Origin of the sequence: Peptostreptococcus russellii (genome assembly GCF_900110295.1) — a bacterium.
GTDB classification, from domain to species: domain Bacteria; phylum Bacillota; class Clostridia; order Peptostreptococcales; family Peptostreptococcaceae; genus Peptostreptococcus; species Peptostreptococcus russellii_A.
The window spans coordinates 21,301-41,766 of record NZ_FODF01000001.1 but is presented as its reverse complement, the minus strand read 5'-3'; the positions used below and the strand labels follow the sequence as shown (position 1 = coordinate 41,766).

General features: G+C 30.7%; 15 protein-coding genes. 2 read left to right on the top strand and 13 right to left on the bottom strand.

Annotated features, from left to right (window positions below; translation table 11 throughout):
- Positions 1-17 precede the first annotated feature (17 nt).
- The 5 genes from BMY82_RS09420 to BMY82_RS00140 form a co-directional block, all read right to left on the bottom strand.
- Positions 18-1,424, bottom strand: coding sequence for a hypothetical protein (locus BMY82_RS09420; protein ID WP_091972866.1), 1,407 nt, complete (start codon positions 1,422-1,424; stop codon positions 18-20).
- Between the two features lie 218 nt (positions 1,425-1,642).
- Positions 1,643-3,139, bottom strand: coding sequence for a UDP-N-acetylmuramoyl-L-alanyl-D-glutamate--2,6-diaminopimelate ligase (locus BMY82_RS00155; RefSeq protein ID WP_091972863.1), 1,497 nt, complete (start codon positions 3,137-3,139; stop codon positions 1,643-1,645).
- Positions 3,140-3,154: 15 nt separating this feature from the next.
- Entirely contained in the window at positions 3,155-3,868 is a 714-nt protein-coding gene (locus BMY82_RS00150; RefSeq protein WP_091972859.1) for a cysteate racemase, read from the bottom strand.
- Between the two features lie 15 nt (positions 3,869-3,883).
- Positions 3,884-5,095, bottom strand: coding sequence for a carboxylate--amine ligase (locus BMY82_RS00145; protein WP_091972856.1), 1,212 nt, complete (start codon positions 5,093-5,095; stop codon positions 3,884-3,886).
- A gap of 244 nt (positions 5,096-5,339) precedes the next feature.
- A complete protein-coding gene (locus BMY82_RS00140; RefSeq protein ID WP_180366689.1) occupies positions 5,340-6,353 on the bottom strand; it encodes a putative ABC transporter permease in 1,014 nt (337 codons plus the stop codon).
- A gap of 349 nt (positions 6,354-6,702) precedes the next feature.
- Here BMY82_RS00140 and BMY82_RS00135 point away from each other — a divergent pair, with 349 nt between their 5' ends.
- Entirely contained in the window at positions 6,703-7,308 is a 606-nt protein-coding gene (locus BMY82_RS00135; protein WP_091972851.1) for a Maf family protein, read from the top strand.
- A 263-nt stretch (positions 7,309-7,571) separates the two neighbouring features.
- On the opposite strand, the gene nifJ is transcribed toward BMY82_RS00135, so the two are convergent.
- Positions 7,572-11,108: a pyruvate:ferredoxin (flavodoxin) oxidoreductase gene (nifJ, locus tag BMY82_RS00130; RefSeq protein WP_091972848.1), complete on the bottom strand. Its 3,537-nt coding sequence runs from the start codon at positions 11,106-11,108 to the stop codon at positions 7,572-7,574.
- A gap of 473 nt (positions 11,109-11,581) precedes the next feature.
- Entirely contained in the window at positions 11,582-13,360 is a 1,779-nt protein-coding gene (locus tag BMY82_RS00125) for a GAF domain-containing SpoIIE family protein phosphatase (protein ID WP_091972845.1), read from the bottom strand.
- Between the two features lie 258 nt (positions 13,361-13,618).
- On the opposite strand from BMY82_RS00125, the gene BMY82_RS00120 reads away from it, so the two are divergent.
- The gene (locus tag BMY82_RS00120; RefSeq protein ID WP_091972843.1) at positions 13,619-14,086 is read left to right on the top strand and encodes a hypothetical protein; all 468 of its coding nucleotides are present in this window, start codon (positions 13,619-13,621) and stop codon (positions 14,084-14,086) included.
- Between the two features lie 140 nt (positions 14,087-14,226).
- Here the strand turns inward: BMY82_RS00120 and BMY82_RS00115 are convergent, their stop codons facing one another.
- The 6 genes from BMY82_RS00115 to BMY82_RS00090 all read right to left on the bottom strand — a co-directional run bounded on the left by BMY82_RS00115 (position 14,227) and on the right by BMY82_RS00090 (position 20,465).
- Positions 14,227-15,456 carry a BaiN/RdsA family NAD(P)/FAD-dependent oxidoreductase gene (locus BMY82_RS00115; RefSeq protein ID WP_091972839.1) on the bottom strand — a complete coding sequence of 410 codons (1,230 nt, stop codon included), beginning with the start codon at positions 15,454-15,456 and terminating at the stop codon, positions 14,227-14,229.
- Between the two features lie 73 nt (positions 15,457-15,529).
- Complete coding sequence (locus BMY82_RS00110) at positions 15,530-16,315, bottom strand: HAD-IIB family hydrolase (RefSeq protein WP_091972836.1); 786 nt, start codon at positions 16,313-16,315, stop codon at positions 15,530-15,532.
- 148 nt (positions 16,316-16,463) lie between these two features.
- The gene (gene hpt / locus BMY82_RS00105) at positions 16,464-16,988 is read right to left on the bottom strand and encodes a hypoxanthine phosphoribosyltransferase (RefSeq protein WP_091972832.1); all 525 of its coding nucleotides are present in this window, start codon (positions 16,986-16,988) and stop codon (positions 16,464-16,466) included.
- A gap of 112 nt (positions 16,989-17,100) precedes the next feature.
- Entirely contained in the window at positions 17,101-18,105 is a 1,005-nt protein-coding gene (asnA, locus tag BMY82_RS00100) for an aspartate--ammonia ligase (RefSeq protein ID WP_091972829.1), read from the bottom strand.
- Between the two features lie 54 nt (positions 18,106-18,159).
- Positions 18,160-19,344, bottom strand: coding sequence for a DUF3798 domain-containing protein (locus BMY82_RS00095; protein WP_180366688.1), 1,185 nt, complete (start codon positions 19,342-19,344; stop codon positions 18,160-18,162).
- Between the two features lie 11 nt (positions 19,345-19,355).
- On the bottom strand, positions 19,356-20,465 hold the full coding sequence (locus BMY82_RS00090) for a DUF3798 domain-containing protein (protein WP_091972824.1): 1,110 nt from the start codon (positions 20,463-20,465) through the stop codon (positions 19,356-19,358).
- Position 20,466 lies beyond the last annotated feature (1 nt).

Here is a 20,466-nt window from a genome sequence, read left to right as displayed (position 1 = left end):
TTGTTAATGCTTCTATTTTATTCCTCGCTATCTTCCTCAACTTCTTTCTTCACTTCTTCTTTAGTTTTTTCTTTGACTTCTTCCTTTATTTCTTCTATTTCTTCTTTTTCAATTTCTATATTTTTTTCAGTTTTTTTATCGATATTTATTTTTTTGTCTTTTTTATCTTCATCTGAAACTACTTTTACTCCACACTGATCACAGAACTTTGAATCTTTTTTGATTTCACTTTTACAGTTACTACAAATTATCAAGCCCTTTTCTTTTAGATATGCATCTCTATTTTCCTTTATCTTCTTTTCTATTGATTTTATTTCTTCTATATCTTTCGCAATTTTTTCACCATAATTGCTTTGGCTTTTATAGATTACATCACCAATATTTGCAAAAGTTTCTTGTATCTCTCCTAATATTCTTTGGTTTTCTTGCTTTATATTTGCCATAATTTGATTCTTTGCTCTTATATCTATAAATCCTTTGGAAAAGTCTATATATTTTTCTCTACTGTACTTTTGATCTTGTAAGTATCTTTTTCCACATTCACTACAAAAATTACTTTCTGTAGGAGAAATATTTCCACATCCAGAACATATTTTTTTATTGTCTGATCTCAATAATTCAACTATATTTTTACCTATTTTTTCATAATAATCATCTACTTTTTCTATTAATATAGCCGTATTAGAGTCTACTATTTTATTGCTATAAATATATTCTCCTATATTTCTTTTTATAGAAAAAAGCATATCTTTAAGTTTCATATTTTCCAATTCAAATTTTGACATTTTTGAACTTCTATTTATATTTCTTCCATTTTCTGTTGAATTACTTGATTTTCTCTGAGTTCTCTTATTAGATTTCTTTGATTGTCTTATATTTTCAAAAGCTGAAGGGTCCCCATAATATATTTTACCTTTCATTTGGGCTGATATAGGCTCTCTGATAAATATATATGTAAATATTGCTATAAATGCATAAGCTATAACTTGAACAACTACAGGTCCCATTCTAAAGGCTGACAAAGTCTCTGCTGTTCCAGCAATTACCATACTTAATATATATGAATAAATGGCTCCTACTACTGATACCACTATTGTTACTGTTGCATAAAATCTACTCGTCCTTTTAAGATTAATAAAGGATACGATTCCAACTACTAAAACTGGAAGGAAAAATATGATAAATATTAGCATTCTATAATTATTTCCTATATATTGACTTGTACCCGTTATAGAAGCAAGACTGTCTACTGTACCCGCTATACCGAAAATATCAAAAATGCTAACTGATTGTCCATAAAAAGATATTATGGGCATAAAAAAAGTAATTAAAATAATAGCTAAACATACTCCAATTGATATTGCATATTTCTTTCTGTTATCTGCACTTAAAATTATATCGCCGTCTATTATATAATTTTGCATAATAAACCTCCTTATTTGAATGTTTGAAAGTGTAAATGCTTAAAATATACCTACAGATTAATTATAACTTGATATTAATAAGTGGTCAACACAATCAAATCTTTTTAATTGAAAACAACGGTATAAAATCAAAATAATATTGATTCTATACCGCCATTTTATTTAGACTTTTAAGTTTGTTTTTATTTTATATATGCATTCTTTCAAATACACTTTCTTTATAACTCTATACCTTTTTCTTTTCTTACTCTTTCTCCAGCCTTAATTACTTCACCCTTTTCATCATAGAAAACTCTTTCACCATTTATTATCTGGTACTTTTCATGTCCCTTTCCAGTTATAAGGATCATATCGCCTTCTTCAGCAATACTTAGGGCTTTGTAAATAGCTTCTGCTCTATCGACTATTTTGTATATTTCACAGTCTGAGTTTTCATAAGACTTGGCAATGTCATTTATTATATCCATAGGATCTTCATCATCAGGGTTATCTGTTGTGATAACAGTTATATCTGAAAGTTCAGCTGCAACATCACCTAACTCTTTTCTTCTAATTGCACATCTTCCGCCAATAGATCCAAATAGTGATATCATTCTATTTGGTTTATACATTAAAAGCGTATTAAGTACATTTTCAAGACTCATTCCGTTATGAGCATAATCCACTACTACAGTTGCATACGGAAGAACTGGTAAAACCTCTACTCTTCCATCAACTTTTGCATTTGATAGGGATTTTAGCATTTTTTCCTTATCTATACCTAGATACTTACATACTGATATTACTGCCAAGGCATTGTAAATACTAAATTCTCCAGGAGAACATATGTGAGTATGAGTTTTTGTTTCTCCCTTATAAATATAATCAAATTCCACTCCTAGAGTCTTTTCATCTCTTGTAAGCTTAATATTATCTGCCTTTAGATCACTATCCTTATGTATAGAGAAAGTTGCAATGTCGCACTTTGCATTTTCAATCATATACCAAGCATTGTCATCATCTAAATTAGCTATACCGTGCTTGCATAGAGAGAACAACAGACTCTTACAATATCTGTAATCTTCAAATGTAGGATGTTCTTTAGGTCCTATATGATCAGGCGATAAGTTTGTATAAACACCTATATCAAATTTTATATCATTTACCCTATTCATCATTAGTCCGCTTGAAGAAACTTCCATTGCTACACAATCTACCCCAGCATCTGCCATTTCTTTTATTGTTTTTTGAAGTTCATAACTTTCTGGAGTAGTATTTACTGTCTTTGCCTTTACATCATTATAGAATACACCATTAGTACCTATAACTCCTGTATTCATTCCAGATTCTGAAAGGACAGTCTTTATATAATTAGTAATAGTAGTCTTACCCTTTGTTCCAGTAACACCTATTACCTTTATTCTTTCAGATGGGTTTCCAAAGAAGTTAGATGACATCTTAGATAAGGCAGTTCTACTATCTTCAACCTTTATTTTTACGGCATCTTTCTCTACTTCAACATCTTGGTCTACAACAAATACTCTACATCCATTTTCATAAGCATTTGCTATAAAACTATGTCCATCCATTGTTTCGCCTTTTATTGCAACAAATATAGTTTTTTCTTTAGCATTTCTAGAATCGTAAACTATATCTTCTATTTCTAAACCTTCTAGTTCTGAAATACTTGAGCTTATTTCACACTCAAGCCCTTCTATTATCTTATTGAGTTTCATATTATACACCTCTTATTAGACTCTGTCTTTGAGTTTTCTCCCTGACTTTACTATAGTATTCATCGCCAAAACCTCTGACGAATCTATAAAAAACTCATCTGGCAATTTTTCATCTTTTTTAATTATAGATAACTCTGTACATCCAAGTATTGCACAGTCGCATCCATTTTTCTTTAAATCTTCAACTATCTCATTAAATATACTCATGTCAGCTTTATTACCAGCCTTAACATCTTCATATATTATTTTCATTACTTTTTTCTGTATTTCACTGCCTGGGACATAGAAATCTACTCCCTTTTCTCTGCACATTTTTTGATAGTTTTCCATTTTAATATTACCAGTTGTCGCCAAGATTCCTATTTTTGAATGACCTTCTTTTATTGCATAATCAACTGTTTCTTCTATCATATTTAGCAGAGGTATTTCCACACTGTTATTGATTTGTTCGTGGAAGTAATGGGCTGTATTACAAGTTAGAACTAAAAAATCTGCTCCAGCAGCTTCAAGTCTCTTAGCATCTCTTATTAGATACTCAAGAGGAGAATCTTCAGACTCACCTACTATATAGGCAGTTCTATCTGGAGTCGTAGCCCTATTCATTATTATCATATCGACGTGGTCTTGGTCTTTTTTAGCATCAGTCATCTCTACAACCATATCATAGAAATATACTGTAGCCATAGGTCCTAATCCACCTAATACTCCTACCGTTACACTCTCTTTCATATTCATTACTCCAAACTATTTACAGTATTTTTTAAATTTCTTCATCTGATTTATACTATATAACTTGATATATAAACTTCTCTTGAAGTTTCCACTCAAGTCATATTTATACTCATATGAATGTGCACTCTTTCCACTTGCTACAAGCTTCTTGCACTTATTTACAAGTTCTTTATCCTTTACATACTTATATACTACTGAATTTGGTATTACATGCCAGTAGAATTCATCTTTTTGAATCTTTAGTTCCATATCCTTTTCTTTTACTCTATCATCAACAACATATTTTGCAACATTGTTTCCTGATGAAGTAACATAAAAATTACTTCTTCCTTGCCTTAAATTGATTTCGAATACTTTATATTTTCCATCTCTGTCATCATATTTCATATCGAAATTTGAAAATCCTACATATCCTATATCTTCAAGGAAGTTTTTGTACTTCTTTAATAGTTCTTCATCATACTCTGTAATTATTGCAGCATGATTACCTATCCCCTTAGGAGTATGTTCTTCTAAAAGAACATGACCTAAACACATCATCTTCACCTTACCAAATCTATCAGAGTAACAAGTAAGCACTCTCATATGATCATCTTCACCAGGTATAAAGTCCTGTATTATCATGCTCTTTTCATATCCATGTGAGTATATTTCATTTATTATATTGTTAAATTCTTCTTCTGAATGAGCTACATAAGCTTTATTCATTCCCTCAAATGGATTTTGGAAATATGATATACTATCTGAAGCCTTTACTATTACAGGGTACTTAAAGCCAAAGTCTCTAGTTTCATCTCCCTTATTGTATATGTATGTCTTAGGATAATCTAAACCATACTTTTCACATACTTCATAGAAAGACTCTTTTTCAACAAGCTTATTTTTCAAGTCAGCGTCTATGTAAGGTACTATAAACTTTTCTTTTAATTCATCCTTATGATCAATTATAAGCTCTGCATATTCATCTGTACATCCCATAAGAATTAGAACTTCATCATCGCCATGCTTATCTGCTTCTTCAAGTAGAATTTTTACAAACTTCGATTCGTCAGTAATTTCAGGAGTTTCTCTAAAATCGATAAACTTACTATGATTTGTCGCTCCTAAATAGTATCTACCAAAAGCTATTGAAGCAACTCCATACTCTTCGTGAAACGCTCTCGCAACACTATAGCAGTTCAAGTCACCACCGCATAATATTGGCTGTATTTTCTTATTTTCCATCTTATTTGTCCACCTCTTTTTTATTATTAAACTAAAGCTTTACTTCTGTTCTTTGTTTATTAAATTAAATCAATTAGCAATATCTTTGTCATACTAATTAAATTAACATCTCCTATTAAAAGATACATAATAATGATATATTAAATTTATGATATTTGCAAGATTTATAGACATAAATTGCACTGCTTATATAAACTAAAACACTATATTTAATTTATAGTTTAAGTTTTAAAAAACAACTAACTTATGCTTCTTCATTTTTATCTAAAGATTTTTCACGCATTTCATCAAATTCTTCTTTTCTTTTATTTTCTTTAATATTAGGGAAAGCCTTTAAAAGTCTCTTTTCTCCACTTACTGGTTTATTATGTATATAAAGTTTCTTCTTCTTTAATTCATCAATAGTATACTTATCCTTATTTATGAACTTATTATCTCCATATACAGACTCTGACAACTTATTTATCTTATTGGCAGAAGCACTTTCCATATTAACTTCTTTATTTTTAAATTTTTTAGATAAAGACTCTTTAAACTTCTGTGTATTTTCTTCTCTTTCTTTCTTAGCTTCTATAGCCTTCGCTTTTCTTTCAGCTTTTTTCATTTCAAGATTTTCTATCACAGGTTGGCTCTTATCTGCTATTTCTAATGTTTTTTCACTAACATTTTCTCCTATAAAGTCACTCATTTTATGAATCTCATTTTGTAGCTCACTTAAAAGATCTAACTTTCTATTCATCTTGTTTATTGACCTTACTGTAGCTAGCGTATCTACAATCATCATAATTATAAATACTAGGTCTACAATTAAAAGTACCTTTGTGCTAAAGATATTTACAAAATTACTTATTAGCTCCTGTATATCTCTAACTAGTATAATTCCACCTATTCCCCAGTAAACCGAAAACTGTAAACATACATAACCGCCTATATTAAAAGGAACATTTGAATAGTCCCACCATCTTTTATGGAACAATTTATCTAATGCCAAACCTGCTATATACTCTAAAATTGTGCATAGTATTGCTGAACCAAGAAATAATAAGAGTAAATTATCTTTTATTGGATCTAAAAGATAAATAATAATTACTGCTCCAAATCCATATATAGGACATACCGCTCCAGCCAGCATTCCTCTATTGATAAATTTCCCACATTTTAATGCGTGAAATGCTACTTCGACAACCCATCCTAAAAATGAGTAAATGAAAAAAAACATAACCATTTCTACTAAGTTTCTACTAAAAATAATATGCATAATTCCTCCATAGGCCTTTGCCTTAAAAAATATTTTACCTAAAATTTTTAATTTGACGTCCGTTTCATTATACCATAATTTCAACATTTTTTGTTATAGAAGGAGTTTTTTTATAGCTAAAATCATTAAAATTTCAACATTTTAAAGTTTTTTTAAAAATCATTAAAAAATCTATTAAAAAACTTTTTGTATATATTGTTTCTATATTTTATAGTTTTTATTTTTTATATTTATGATTTACCTTTGATTTTTATCTACATATGTATTAATATACACATGTAGATTATATTATGTTTAAGTTATATGTTTTTAATTTTAGAAAGTTTGTATAACATTACGGGAGGATAAAATGGAAATAATACTTGCAAGTACGTCACCAAGAAGAAAAGAACTGCTAGAAATGTGCAGTATAAATTTTTTAACTATAGCTTCTGAAATAAATGAAAAAGAAATAGAAAACGAAATAATTTACTCTAATAGTGAAAAAAGCATGTTCGAAAAAGCAGATTTGCTTACTTCAGCTCTTGCCTTTAACAAGGCAAATGCCATATCAAAGGAAAATCCGAATAAGATAATTATTGGTTCAGATACTGTTGTTGTAAGCGAAAATGAAATTCTAGGCAAACCGAATAACCATGAAGACGCATATAGAATGCTTAGAAGCCTTTGTGGATCTAAGCATAGGGTTTATACAGGTGTAAGTTTGGTCAAAAATGAAACAGCTCTTGAAACATTTACAAGCTACACTGAGGTAGAGTTCTTTGATTATGATGATAATATGGAAAAAATTATTAGAGACTATATAAAAAGTGACTCCCCTATGGATAAAGCAGGCGCATATGGAATTCAGGATATGGGTGCACTTTTAATTAAAAATATTTCTGGGGATTATTACACTGTAATGGGACTTCCCATTTCAAAGTTATATAGAAGTATTATTGAATATCAAATATAAGTTTAAGCAGTATTTTAATTAGCAACAGAATAATTCTAAAAAGCCAATGTACATTTTTATTTGTACATTGGCTTTTTAATGTATTTACTAATTTATAAAATTCATTTACTAAAAATGAAAATCTAATAAACTATCTTTCAATATTTTTCTTAATTTTTATAAAAAAAATGCTCTCGAAGAAAACTCCAAGAGCATTTTATCAAATCATAACTATTATATCATGAACTATTGCTAGTTTATGAAAACATTAGTTAGTTAGTTAATTACTTTCCTTCAGCCATTTTCTTATAGCCTTCGTATCTTTCCTTAGCATTCTGTTCTGCCATTGCGAATAATTCTTCACTTTCTTCTGGGAACATCTTAGCTATTGCAGCATATCTGTTCTGACCCATGATGAATTCTCTGAATGATTCAGTTGGTTCCTTAGAATCAAGGCTAAATGGATTCTTGCCTTCAGCCTTAAGCTGTGGGTTGTATCTGTATAGGTGCCAGTATCCACACTTAACTGCATCAGCTTCGTTTTCTACTGATTTACCCATACCCTTCTTAATTCCGTGGTTGATACATGGAGCATAGCATATTATTAGAGATGGTCCATCGTATCTTTCAGCTTCTATTAATGCCTTTAAGAACTGGTTCTTATCTGCACCTATAGCAACCTGAGCAACATATACGTTTCCATATGTAGCAGCCATCATACCTAAATCCTTCTTCTTAGATCTCTTACCAGAAGCTGCGAACTTAGCCATAGCTGCTGCTGGAGTAGCCTTAGAAGACTGACCACCTGTATTAGAGTAAACTTCTGTATCAAATACAAGAACGTTTACGTCTTCTCCTGATGCTAGAACGTGATCTAATCCACCATAACCGATGTCATATGACCAACCGTCTCCACCAAGTATCCACTGAGATCTCTTAACGAAGTAATCCTTTAATTCAACTAATTCCTTAACTAGTTCAGTGTATTTACCTTCTGCAGCGTACTTGTCAACTAACTTAGTGAATGATTCACTTGTAGCTACAGTAGTGTCACCGTTGTACATATTATCTATAAATTCAGTTACAACTGCCTTTTCAGCTTCATCTGTAACAACTTCTGCTAATTCCTTAGCTAATTCTTCAACCTTGCTTCTTAACTGACTAACAGCTAAGTACATACCGTATCCGTATTCAGCATTGTCTTCGAATAGTGAGTTTGCCCAAGCTGGACCCTTACCTTCATGGTTGTAAGTGTAAGGAGTCGCTGGAGCTGAAGCACCCCATATTGAAGAACATCCAGTTGCATTTGCAACCATCATTCTTGGTCCGAATAACTGAGTAGCTAACTTCATGTAAGCAGTTTCTCCACAACCAGCACATGCTCCTGAGAATTCAAGAAGTGGCTGTCTGAACTGAGAACCCTTTATAGTAGTTGCTGGCATAACGTCTGGCTTAGCAGATACCTTAGAGAAGTCTGTTGCAAAGTACCAGTTTTCTTCCTGAACTTCCTTCTGTTCTTCCATTGGCTTCATAACTAATGCCTTAGTCTTAGCTGGACATATGTCTGCACAGTTTCCACATCCTGTACAGTCCATAGCAGATACCTGTATTCTGTACTGTAATCCTTCTAATCCCTTACCTACGGCCTTCTTTGTAACGAATGCTTCAGGTGCGTTAGCAGCTTCTTCTTCTGTAAGTAAAATTGGTCTTATTGCAGCATGAGGACATACTACTGAACACTGGTTACACTGGATACAGTTGTCTACCTGCCATTCAGGAACGTCAACAGCTATACATCTCTTTTCATATGCAGCTGTACCTGCTGGGAAACGACCATCTATATTTTCATTGAATGCTGAAACTGGTAAGCTATTACCTTCAACAGCTGTCATTGGTCTTAATATATTCTTGATGAATGCTGGTTCACTAACTTCAGCCTTTTCTTCATCAACTGCATCAGCCCAAGAAGCTGGAACGTCTATCTTAACTAGGGCATGTATACCCTGATCAACTGCTTCACAGTTCATGTTTACGATCTTGTCACCCTTCTTACCGTAAGTCTTCTTTATAGAATCCTTTAAGTACTTAACAGCATCTTCTTCTGGTATTATTTCAGCTAGCTTGAAGAATGCTGACTGACAGATCATGTTTATTCTATTTCCTAATCCTATTTCCTTAGCTATATTAACAGCGTCTAGAGTATAGAACTGGATATCATTTCTTGCTATATATCTCTTAAGAGCAGCTGGTAAATGAGTATCTAATTCTTCTGGAGTCCAGATAGTATTTAGAACGAAGTTACCACCCTTTCTTAATCCCTTGATTACATCATACTGATATACGTATGACTGCTTATGACATGCAATGTAATCTGCTTCATCTAATAGATAAGTAGATCTTATTGGAGTATCACCAAATCTTAAGTGTGACATTGTTACACCACCAGACTTCTTAGAGTCATAGTCAAAGTAAGCCTGAACATATTTGTCAGTGTTGTCACCAATGATCTTGATAGCCTGCTTATTAGCACCAACAGTACCATCTGAACCAAGACCCCAGAACTTACATCTTACTGTACCTGGCTGAGCTATCTTGATTTCTTCCTTAGCAGTTATAGAATGATTTGTTACATCATCTACTATGCTTAGAGTAAATCTATCCTTTGGAGCATCTGAAGTTAAGTTTTCGAATGCAGCCATTAAGTCAGTTGGTATAGTATCCTTTGATCCTAATCCGTATCTACCACCTATTATCATAGGAGCATTTTCCTTACCATAGTATATATCTCTTACGTCTAAGTATAGAGGTTCACCGTTTGCACCCGGTTCCTTAGTTCTATCTAATACAACTATTCTTTCAACAGTGCTTGGCATTGCCTTTAAGAAATGTTCTACTGAGAATGGTCTGTAAAGATGAACCTTAACTAAACCGTACTTTCCGCCTCTACCATTTAATACGTCTATTAGTTCTTCTGCAGCTTCTGTAACTGATCCCATAGCTACCATTACATACTTAGCATCTTCTGCACCATAGTAATCAAATAAGCTATGCTTTCTACCAGTTAATTCAGACATCTTATCCATGTACTTTTCAACTATGCCAACCATGTCATCATAGTACTTGTTAGATGCTTCTCTAGTCTGGAAGTAAATGTCTGGGTTCTGAGCTGTACCCTTAGTGAATGGGTGATTTGGAGATAATGCGCTATCTCTGAATTCCTTAACTGCGTCAAAGTTTAATAACTTAGCGTAGTCTTCGTTTTCGAATAATTCAACCTTCTGAATTTCATGAGAAGTTCTGAAACCGTCAAAGAAGTGAATGAATGGTAACTTACCTTCTATAGCTGCATAGTGAGCTACTGGAGCGATATCAGCAACTTCCTGAACTGATCCAGATGCTAGTAAACAACATCCAGTCATTCTAGCTGACATAACGTCCTGATGGTCACCGAATATTGATAGAGCCTGTGATGCAAGAGCACGAGCTGAAACATGGAATACACCTGGTAATAATTCACCAGCACATTTGTACATGTTTGGTAGCATCAATAATAGCCCCTGAGATGCAGTGTAAGTAGAAGTTAATGCACCAGCAGATAATGATCCGTGGAATGCACCAGCTGCACCACCTTCAGATTGCATTTCTACAACTTTTACAACCTGTCCGAAGATATTCTTTCTTCCCTGTGATGCCCATTCATCAACAACTTCTGCCATTGTTGAAGAAGGAGTGATTGGGTAAATAGCAGCTACGTCTGTAAATGCATAAGATACATGAGCAGCGGCTGTATTACCATCAACTGTTTTCATAAATTTAGCCATGATTTAATTCCTCCTTAAGAATTACAATTGTTTAATTATAATGTTTCTTGTATACAATATAAAATAAATTGCTTAACGAAATAAAACTACAATTTATTTTCTAATAAATTGTTTTTAAAAATTCAGAGCAATCCATTTAATATTTATTGATAACAATTTTAATTGAAAATACTTCAGTAACTAATTTCCTCTTTATGTAATTTTCAACTGTCGACTTAATTATACTAAAAAAAATAAAAAAAATCAACTTGAAAGCTTTTTTAATTTTCAAAAGTAAATTAGTCTTTTTTTTGTATGTTTTAATATAAAAAACGTTTTTAAAAAATTTTAATCAAGTCTATTAGTATTTTTTTCATTTTTTCTAATCTACCAACCTTTTAATCTAAAATTTATCAATAAAAAAAATACATTGATTCTATTTAAGACTTAATTAAAAAAACATTTTCCTCCCATTTTTTTGCTACTTCCTTTTTTTATTCTATTTCATCTGTATTTTTTATAAAAACCAAAAGGATATCATCTAATTTTTCTTTATTTTCTGCAAAACTATTTATTTCTTCTCTAACATTCCCAAGAGTTGTTTCTTTATTATTTTTAGTGTTTTCTAATAAAAAGTTTGTTAAACCCTCTATTCCAAACTCTTCACCGTCTTTATTTTTCATTTCAAGTATACCATCTGTAAAGAAACACATCTCCTTTACATCAGATAAATTGTATTCTACTGATCTGTAGTGTGTTTCTTCTATTATACCTACCGGAATACCTCTTTCTCCTTCTTGATTATTTTTAGCTGTATTATCATTTGATATTATTATCGGGAAATAATGACCTGCGTTTGCGATAGAAAGTTTTAAATTATTTTTATCAACAACCCCTACTATTGCTGTCGAATAAATTCCCATTTTATCAAATTCATTGTACAGATAATCATTCATTTGCTCTAATATTTCTCCAGGATCATCTAAATATCTAGAAAGTATTTCAAATGCACCCTTTATTATAGCAACAATATAGTTTGAAACAATACCATGTCCCATTACATCGGCTACAATAAATACCATCTTATCTCCTAAATCTATAGCATTATAAAAATCTCCGCCAACTAGTCTCGCAGCCCTATGGAAAAAGTACATTCTATTATCTGAAAAAACATCTAAATCGCTACTGCTATTCATAATTAAACTTTGCTGTCTTTTTAACATAGATAAATCATTTTCTATTTCTTTGTGCTTTTCCTCTGTCAGATAATATTCATAGCTTCTTATACTATTTCTTATTTGTTTAGATAGAATTGACATTGTATTTTGATCATCTATACTATACTCTGAGTTTCCTCCACAAAATACTATAAGTTCACTTTTTGAATCAATTTCCAATCTCATAAACATATAATTATTTATTTCTTTATCTGCTATTTTCATTTTACTATCTTTTACAACGGCGAACATTTTATTTGAATTTGTTATTTGAGGCATAATGGCATTTATTCCATTGATACTTTCTTCAGGACATGCAATACTTACTTCCTGACCTACTATCTTGCCATTATGATCTCTATTATATATATTTATCATTGAATATTCACTATTTGTAGTGTCAGCTATAACACATGACATTTTCTTCATATAATAGTATATATCTTTTGAAGAATACAACATTATAGAACCTTTGTTTATATTGGCAATAGAGTTTCTAAGCTTATTTACTAGGCTGTGAATATCCTTATTCTTCTTTGTAGTTGAAATTGAAAGTGACATAAGTGATGCAACTTGGGACATAAAGTCTATATCTTCTTGTTTAAGATCATCTTCCTTTTGAAGATAACAAGTCATGAAACCTTCCGTTTCATTATTTATTACAAAAGGCAATACAACACGGCCTATATAGTTTTCATTTTTAGCCATATCTTCTTCGCCAGCTGCTCTTTCATCCTTAAATATATTTTTTACTATAACTATCTTTTTTTCAAAGACAGCCTCATGAATATATTCTGGATAAATAGAAAAATCAACCTTTGCTCCGTATTCCTCATTTTTAGGGAATAACTTAGGTATATAATCTAAAGTTGCTGAACATACAAGATGAGAGTAATTATAATCCTTATTATAAAATAAATTTACACATGCCTTTGTTGGATGAACAACACTAAGCATCTTGTTTATTACCTGATCTTTAATCTCAAAGAAATTATCTGACCCTGTTACTATCTCTGATATCTCAACAAGATTTTTCATTCTTTTTACATCGCTCATAGTCTGACCTCCATATTAATCTATAACTATAATTATACTATATTACAGATGTTTTTTGTAGCATTTTCATAATAGTTATCATTTCTCTATTTATACTATATATAATATAATAAAAGTATATATTAAATTATGTTTTTATATATTTATGATTTTTTCAATAAAAACCATTTTCAAAATATTCGACTATATCAAACAACTTTATTAAGGGTATAGATTTTTACTATATTATGTAGTATACTTATATTAGAGGTGATTCGGATGAAATTCTTACAATTGAATTTAGATGCACGTTATAGAATCTATGCTCAAACAAAGAAAGTGTTACGTAAATACCAAAAGGGTATTGTTTCAGGGAAACTTACATCAGAGCAATTTGTTAATAATATGTTGAAGGATAATGCTATGCTCGATATACTTGAAGACATTGATGTGTCTATTTCTGAGTTTAGATTTCCTTATCGAGAGTATGTAGATACTTTGATCGAGATACAGAACGAGAGTATGACTAAAAGAAAGAATAATTCTAAATATTATACTCAAAAGGCTTCTTGTTCAAGTATCTTCAAGTTGAATGAAGTCTTGCTCAACTGTGGGTACGACTTATCTATTCCTGCAAAATACTTAACTCAGTGGGATATAGATTGTATAGAAAAATTTGTTAAAACAGGAAGCATTGATTTAGGCAATGAAAAAATATTCAATTATGTCGTAAAAAGCAATTCATAATATTGGATATTTTACAGGATTAAAGCAATAATTTATTAGCTTAAGACAAAAAACTTTATTTGATAATTTTTTAAAGGGTCGATTCTCGACCCTTATTTTTATTATTTTAAATTTTTTTTATTTAGATTAAAATATATATTCTACTTAGACGAAGAAATTCCTGCTAAATAGCCCATTGAAAATGCTGCTTGCAGATTATATCCACCTGTATAAGCATCTATATCTACTATTTCACCTGCAAAATATAATCCTTCTATTTTTTTAGATTCCATAGTTGCTGGATTAATTTCTTTTACTTCTACTCCACCTGATGTTACAATAGCTTCTTCTATAGGTCTTATTTTTTTAATATCAAATCTTATTTTCTTTATGCTTTCAAGAAGTTTTCTTCTTTCTTTTTTTGTTATCTGGTGAACGGCTTTATATCGATCTATTTCACTTAAAGATATTACAAAATCAATCATACTCTTTGGCAACAAATCATTCAGAGCATTTTCAAAATTTTTATTCATATACTTTTTGAAATCTCTCTGTATTCTAAGATCTAATTTTTCTTCTGATAAGGCTGCTTTCAAGTCCAAAACTATATAGTAAGTATTTTTCTGTGTATCTTCTACATAGCAACTTGCCGACTTTATAGTAGGTCCATCTATACCATAATTTCTAAATTCAAGTTCACCAAAATCTTCATATATCTTTTTATTATTTTCATATAGACTAATCCCTATATTTCTTAAATTTAGACCTATCATTTCTTTTCTAGGCAATTGAACCGTTTCAAGACCAGCTAATGCTGGCTTTAGCCTTGTTATGTTGTGCCCTGCCTTGCCTGCCATTTTATAACCATCACCTGAAGAACCTGTCAATGGATAACTTACACCGCCTGTAGCTATTACTACAGAGTCTGCAAATATTTTTTTGCCATCTCCTAGTTTTATACCTTTTATTCTTTCATCTTCTATAATTATCGACTCAACCTTTTTATTAAACTCTATTTTTACACCAGCGTCTTTTAACATTTTTTCAATTGTAAGAACTACATCTAAAGCCTTATCACTTTCAGGGAAAACTCTATTCCCTCTTTCTATTTTCAGCTTCAAACCGTATTCTTTAAAAAGATCCATCAAATTATCATTGCTAAAAGAATATAGAGCACTATACATGAAATTTCCATTTCTATATATATTAGAAATTATATCTTCTAAATCAGATGCATTTGTAATATTACATCTTCCTTTTCCTGTTATTCTAAGCTTACGTCCTATTATATTATTTTTTTCATACATAGTAACATCTGCCCCTGATTTTGCTGCAAAATATGCCGCTATACTACCTGCTGCTCCTGCACCTATTATTGCTACTTTTTTCATTATCTCACCTTTTTCATATACTTTTTCTCTTATAAATTAGTCTCTAGATACAAATATTTTTCATTTCTAAAAACTATTTTATCCAACCAAAATGCCTACAAGCATTTTCTATACCATCTTTATCTGCATCAGTAGTAACATAATCAGCTACTTTTTTCAAACTGTCTACAGAGTTTCCCATAGCTATTGAAGTCCACTCTGGTCTAAACATTTTTATATCATTTGTATTATCTCCAAATACAACAACATCTCTATTTTCTATTCCCATTTTTTCCATTATCTTTTTTATTCCCTTAGATTTATCATCTGCCTCAAGAATAATATATTCATCATGATATCGAGTATAACTTACATCTTTTAATTCTTTTATTCTTTTTTCTGTTTCTATATCTAAATATGCAAATCCCTTATATATTTTATCTAGCTTTCTAAAATCTAGATTTTTATCTATTCTAGTAGTCATATAATTAGGTATCTTTATTACACCTTCCATTGCTTTTGGAAATCTTTCGTCTTTTGTATACCATACTCTTTCATCATCTACACATATACTCCAAGGAATATCCCTTTTATCAAAAACATCTAATATTTTATCCATCATATTTTTATCCAGGGCTTCAACTTCTTTTTTTCCGTCTATAACTACTCCGTTTCCACCATCTGTAACCATATTTTTTATTCCAAACTTTTCACAAAAATCTACAGCCATAGAGTACATCCTTCCAGTTGCAATGCTTATAAAGTGCCCCTCTTCTTTCAATATATTCAAGGTTTTTTCAGTTGATTTTGGAACATATCTAGGCATTCCAACTGCAATAGTCCCATCAATATCAAAGAAAAAGTATTTTTTTCTGTCCATATTTTCACTCCTTAAAAACAATTACATATAAGCTTTATCATGTCTTTGATTATCACTTATTTTTTAATTCTGAAATTTCAGCTACAAAAAAGACATGGAAACAAATGTGAAACTACAAATGCACCATGTCATAATCTCATTATAGTATTTAAACTTCTTCTACTATAGCAATATATGGAAGATTTCTGTATTTTTCATCATAGTCTATTCCATAACCTACTATAAACTTGTCTTCTATTTCATAACCTACATAATCAACCTTTATATGTACTTTTCTTCTTTCTGGCTTGTCTAAAAGTGTACATAACTTTAAACTCTTTGGATTTCTAGTCATTAAAGTATCATATAGATTACTTAGAGTAGCTCCTGAATCTATTATATCTTCTACTATTAATACATTCTTTCCTTCTATATCAACATCAAGGTCCTTAAGTATCTTTACTGTACCTGAAGAAACTGTTCCGCTTCCATAACTTGATACGCTCATAAAGTCTATATTTACATCAAGTTTAATTTCTCTCATAAGGTCTGCAACAAATACACTTGCTCCCTTTAAAATTCCTACAAGAAGTATATCTTGACCTTCATAGTCTTTTTCAATCCTTTTTGCTAATTCCTTAACCTTTGCCTTAATTTCTTCCTCGCTTAATAATGTGCCTGCCAATTTATACATTTTTCCACCATCTTCCTTTTAAAATAAATTTATGTTCAGCAATTTCTGCTTATAAAATAAAACACAAGCAACTTCTTTCCATAATGAAAAGAAGCTACTTATTTTATATACTCTATAATAGATGTATTCCTGCCTTAGCACAGTCGCTTATCATTCTCTTTGGCCAAATTCCTACTTGAACCTCACCTATATGCGCCTTTCTAAGGAAGAACATACAAATTCTAGATTGACCTATTCCACCACCTATAGTATATGGAAGCTCACCATTTAATAGAGCTCTATGATAATCTAAATTCTTTCTGTCTTCTGCACCAGCTATTTCAAGCTGTCTTTCTAAAGCTTCTTCATCTACTCTTATACCCATAGATGAAAGTTCTAGAACATCATCAAGAACTGGATTGTAGAATAAAAGATCTCCATTTAAATCCCAATCATCATAGTCAGGGGATCTTCCGTCATGTTTTTCTCCAGATTCAAGTGACTTACCTATTCCTGTTAAAAATACAGCCTTATGTCTTTCAACGATTTTTCTTTCTCTCTCTTTAGGAGTTAAGTTTGGCCACTCATCTTCTAATTCCTGTGTAGATACAAATGTTATCTTTTCAGGAAGTAATGGTTCAAATTCAGGATATATCCCCATAATATACTCATCGGTTCTCTTAAATACATCAAATATTTTTTCAACTATCCATACTAATTTTTCATAACTTCTATCACTTTTCTTTATTTTATATTCCCAGTCCCACTGGTCAACATAAAATGAATGTATATTATCAAGTTCTTCATCTTTTCTAATAGCATTCATATCAGCATATATACCTTCATACATAGGTATATTATATCTTTCAATAGCTACTCTCTTCCACTTAGCTAGTGACTGAACTATTTCTGCCTTCTTATTCAGGAAAGGAACATTGAAACTTACAGGTGTTTCTATCCCATTTAAATTGTCATTTGTCCCAGATTCAGGTAAAACAAATAATGGTGAAGAAACTCTTAAAAGATTTAATTCTTCACTAAGTTCTTTCTGAAAATAGTCTTTTAATTTTTTTATCGCCTTCTGCGTCTCTAGTACATCAAGATCACACTTGTAATCTTCTGGTATAATCATAACCATATTTAACCACTCCTAAAAATTTATTTTATTTATAACTCTCGCTATAACTAATCTCTAATATAATATTTGATCAACATCTATAATCTTATAGTTTCCTACACCCTTATATTTGTTGATAAAGCCACAACCTGTCTTATTCTTCATATTTGAAATATTCTCTAGAAATACAGAATTATATGCTTTTTTAACATTCATTTTCTTTGATTTCAATACTTCTCCAACATCTGCAGCTATTTTCATTGTATAAAACTCCGGATTATATGCACTAGCACCAATCCTTCTTTCCATATCTGAACTCAATTTAATATACGCTCCAATTTGAGAATTCATCCAAACATAATCATTTGCTTGTCTAGTAACATACTTTAATCCATATACTTTCATCAGTTCTGGCGAAACATTCTTGTCAGAAAACTCTGCTATAAAGAACTTATCATCAAAAACTTTAGATGCTAATATTTCATCAAATTTGCTATCAAAAGTATATATATTAATGTCTCTTCCGTATTTTTTTATCAAACTATCTATAGAATTTGAAACAAATGCTTTTTCTTCATAGGGATTATTCATATCAGGTATCTTCACTTCCTCTATTGGAAGATCTATCTTCTTGCTTTCTTTTTTCATACCATCTAATATTTCCATTTTTTTGCTGTCTTTAAGATCATTGTTTCCTACAAAGTATATAAATCTCTGCGCTCCCATTGACTTTGCCAAATCCACAATTCTTTCACCATGATCAAAATCTCCAGTCTTGAAATTTAAATCAAAATCTTTTATCAACTTTTGATCATCTTCATTTAAATCGGCAGAAATAGTTAATATATCTCTTCTTTCTTTTTTTAGTTTTTTAACTTTTTCAGCTAAACCTGCTTTGTTAGCAGAAACTATAAGTATTTTTGCATTTTTATCTTTTTTAATTTTATTAAACATTTCATCTGTTTTTTTATTATCTTCAAAGTCAGAAGGAAGTATATAATGTTCTACATAACTCTTATATTTTGAATTATTAAATCTCTTATACTCATTATCCATCTTTTCCTTCTTGGCAGCTTCAAATGCTGATTTATTTTCTTTATCATTTTGAGTTACTATTATTGTCTTTATATCCGCATCTTTTGTGTCTTCAAGAATTTCAGCTTTTTTCTTATTTTCTTCCTGACCACAGCCTACAAGAAAAACTGTTAAAAAAACAATTGACACAGATACTGTAATTATTCGCTTTAAAAATTTACTCATGTCTACCTCCATTAATAAATTCTAGGTGTAACAAGAAGATTTCTTGCATAACCTAGTGATAAACCTATATCTTTTGGAAGTATAGAAAGTTTCAAATTCCTATTTCCTCTAGCAATTACCGACACATCTCTATAGCACTCTTCTATCATATAATTCTTTTCATACATAAACTTTGCTATTTCTATTGTAAGTTCAGAAGGTATACTGTATATTCCTTCTGATATACCTGCTATTTTTCCATTTAAATTATATTCTTTAAGCTTTTGAGATACTTTTGAATCAAACTCTTCTCTCGGTAGCTTTTTATAATCTTTTGTCATATTTAGCACTTCTGACAGAAGTCTTCCATCATTTTCGCTATTTATATCAGGAACCATATAGCCTTCACTTAAAGCACCTTCTAAAACATCTTTAGAAAGAGACTTATCTGAAGGGAAAACTGCTGTCTTCTTTATCGCCCCAGCTGCAGTTTTTTTGACTTTTGAAATAATATCTGAATATAGAGCTTTTTCATCAACAGAAATATTTTCAAACTTCATACCATTATTATTACAATACTCTTTTACTTCCTGCATATCTTCATTAACTTCAGGATTTATACTTTTTGTCCTGCTTAAATATATATATTGTTCAGCTCCCATTAGCTTTGCTATTTTAGCTGATTCTACTCCCTTTTTATTGTTTTCTACTGTAAAGGCAACATCGAGTTTTGGATTTTTCAATATGCTATAAAGTTCATCATTATGCATTTCTCCAATATCACCTGCTACTGTAATTACACCTGGAAGTTTGTCCTTAACCTTTTTAAAGACACCTTCTAAGCCAGTTTTTTCAGTTGTAATAACTAATACTTTTACATGTTTATCGATATTGTTTACAATATCATTTACCTCTTTTTCTGTAAAAGCACCTTTATTATTTGGTAAATAATTTATTGCAACTTCTTTATCATTATAATATTTATTGTCAAGTTGCTGTCCTTCAGGCAAGTATACCATTATTTCCGCCTTCTTAGTAGTAACCTTATTGTTATCTGATTTAAGACTTTTTTCTTTTCCACATGCTGGAAGCAAAATAACTAAAGCCACAATCATAACAATAGAAAATAATTTTTTTATCATC

Coding starts and splice junctions, on each gene's coding strand:
- BMY82_RS09420 (WP_091972866.1), bottom strand. CDS start 1,424: ATGCAAAATTATATAATAGACGGCGATATAATTTTAAGTGCAGATAAC.
- BMY82_RS00155 (WP_091972863.1), bottom strand. CDS start 3,139: ATGAAACTCAATAAGATAATAGAAGGGCTTGAGTGTGAAATAAGCTCA.
- BMY82_RS00150 (WP_091972859.1), bottom strand. CDS start 3,868: ATGAAAGAGAGTGTAACGGTAGGAGTATTAGGTGGATTAGGACCTATG.
- BMY82_RS00145 (WP_091972856.1), bottom strand. CDS start 5,095: ATGGAAAATAAGAAAATACAGCCAATATTATGCGGTGGTGACTTGAAC.
- BMY82_RS00140 (WP_180366689.1), bottom strand. CDS start 6,353: ATGCATATTATTTTTAGTAGAAACTTAGTAGAAATGGTTATGTTTTTT.
- BMY82_RS00135 (WP_091972851.1), top strand. CDS start 6,703: ATGGAAATAATACTTGCAAGTACGTCACCAAGAAGAAAAGAACTGCTA.
- nifJ (WP_091972848.1), bottom strand. CDS start 11,108: ATGGCTAAATTTATGAAAACAGTTGATGGTAATACAGCCGCTGCTCAT.
- BMY82_RS00125 (WP_091972845.1), bottom strand. CDS start 13,360: ATGAGCGATGTAAAAAGAATGAAAAATCTTGTTGAGATATCAGAGATA.
- BMY82_RS00120 (WP_091972843.1), top strand. CDS start 13,619: ATGAAATTCTTACAATTGAATTTAGATGCACGTTATAGAATCTATGCT.
- BMY82_RS00115 (WP_091972839.1), bottom strand. CDS start 15,456: ATGAAAAAAGTAGCAATAATAGGTGCAGGAGCAGCAGGTAGTATAGCG.
- BMY82_RS00110 (WP_091972836.1), bottom strand. CDS start 16,315: ATGGACAGAAAAAAATACTTTTTCTTTGATATTGATGGGACTATTGCA.
- hpt (WP_091972832.1), bottom strand. CDS start 16,988: ATGTATAAATTGGCAGGCACATTATTAAGCGAGGAAGAAATTAAGGCA.
- asnA (WP_091972829.1), bottom strand. CDS start 18,105: ATGGTTATGATTATACCAGAAGATTACAAGTGTGATCTTGATGTACTA.
- BMY82_RS00095 (WP_180366688.1), bottom strand. CDS start 19,344: ATGAGTAAATTTTTAAAGCGAATAATTACAGTATCTGTGTCAATTGTT.
- BMY82_RS00090 (WP_091972824.1), bottom strand. CDS start 20,465: ATGATAAAAAAATTATTTTCTATTGTTATGATTGTGGCTTTAGTTATT.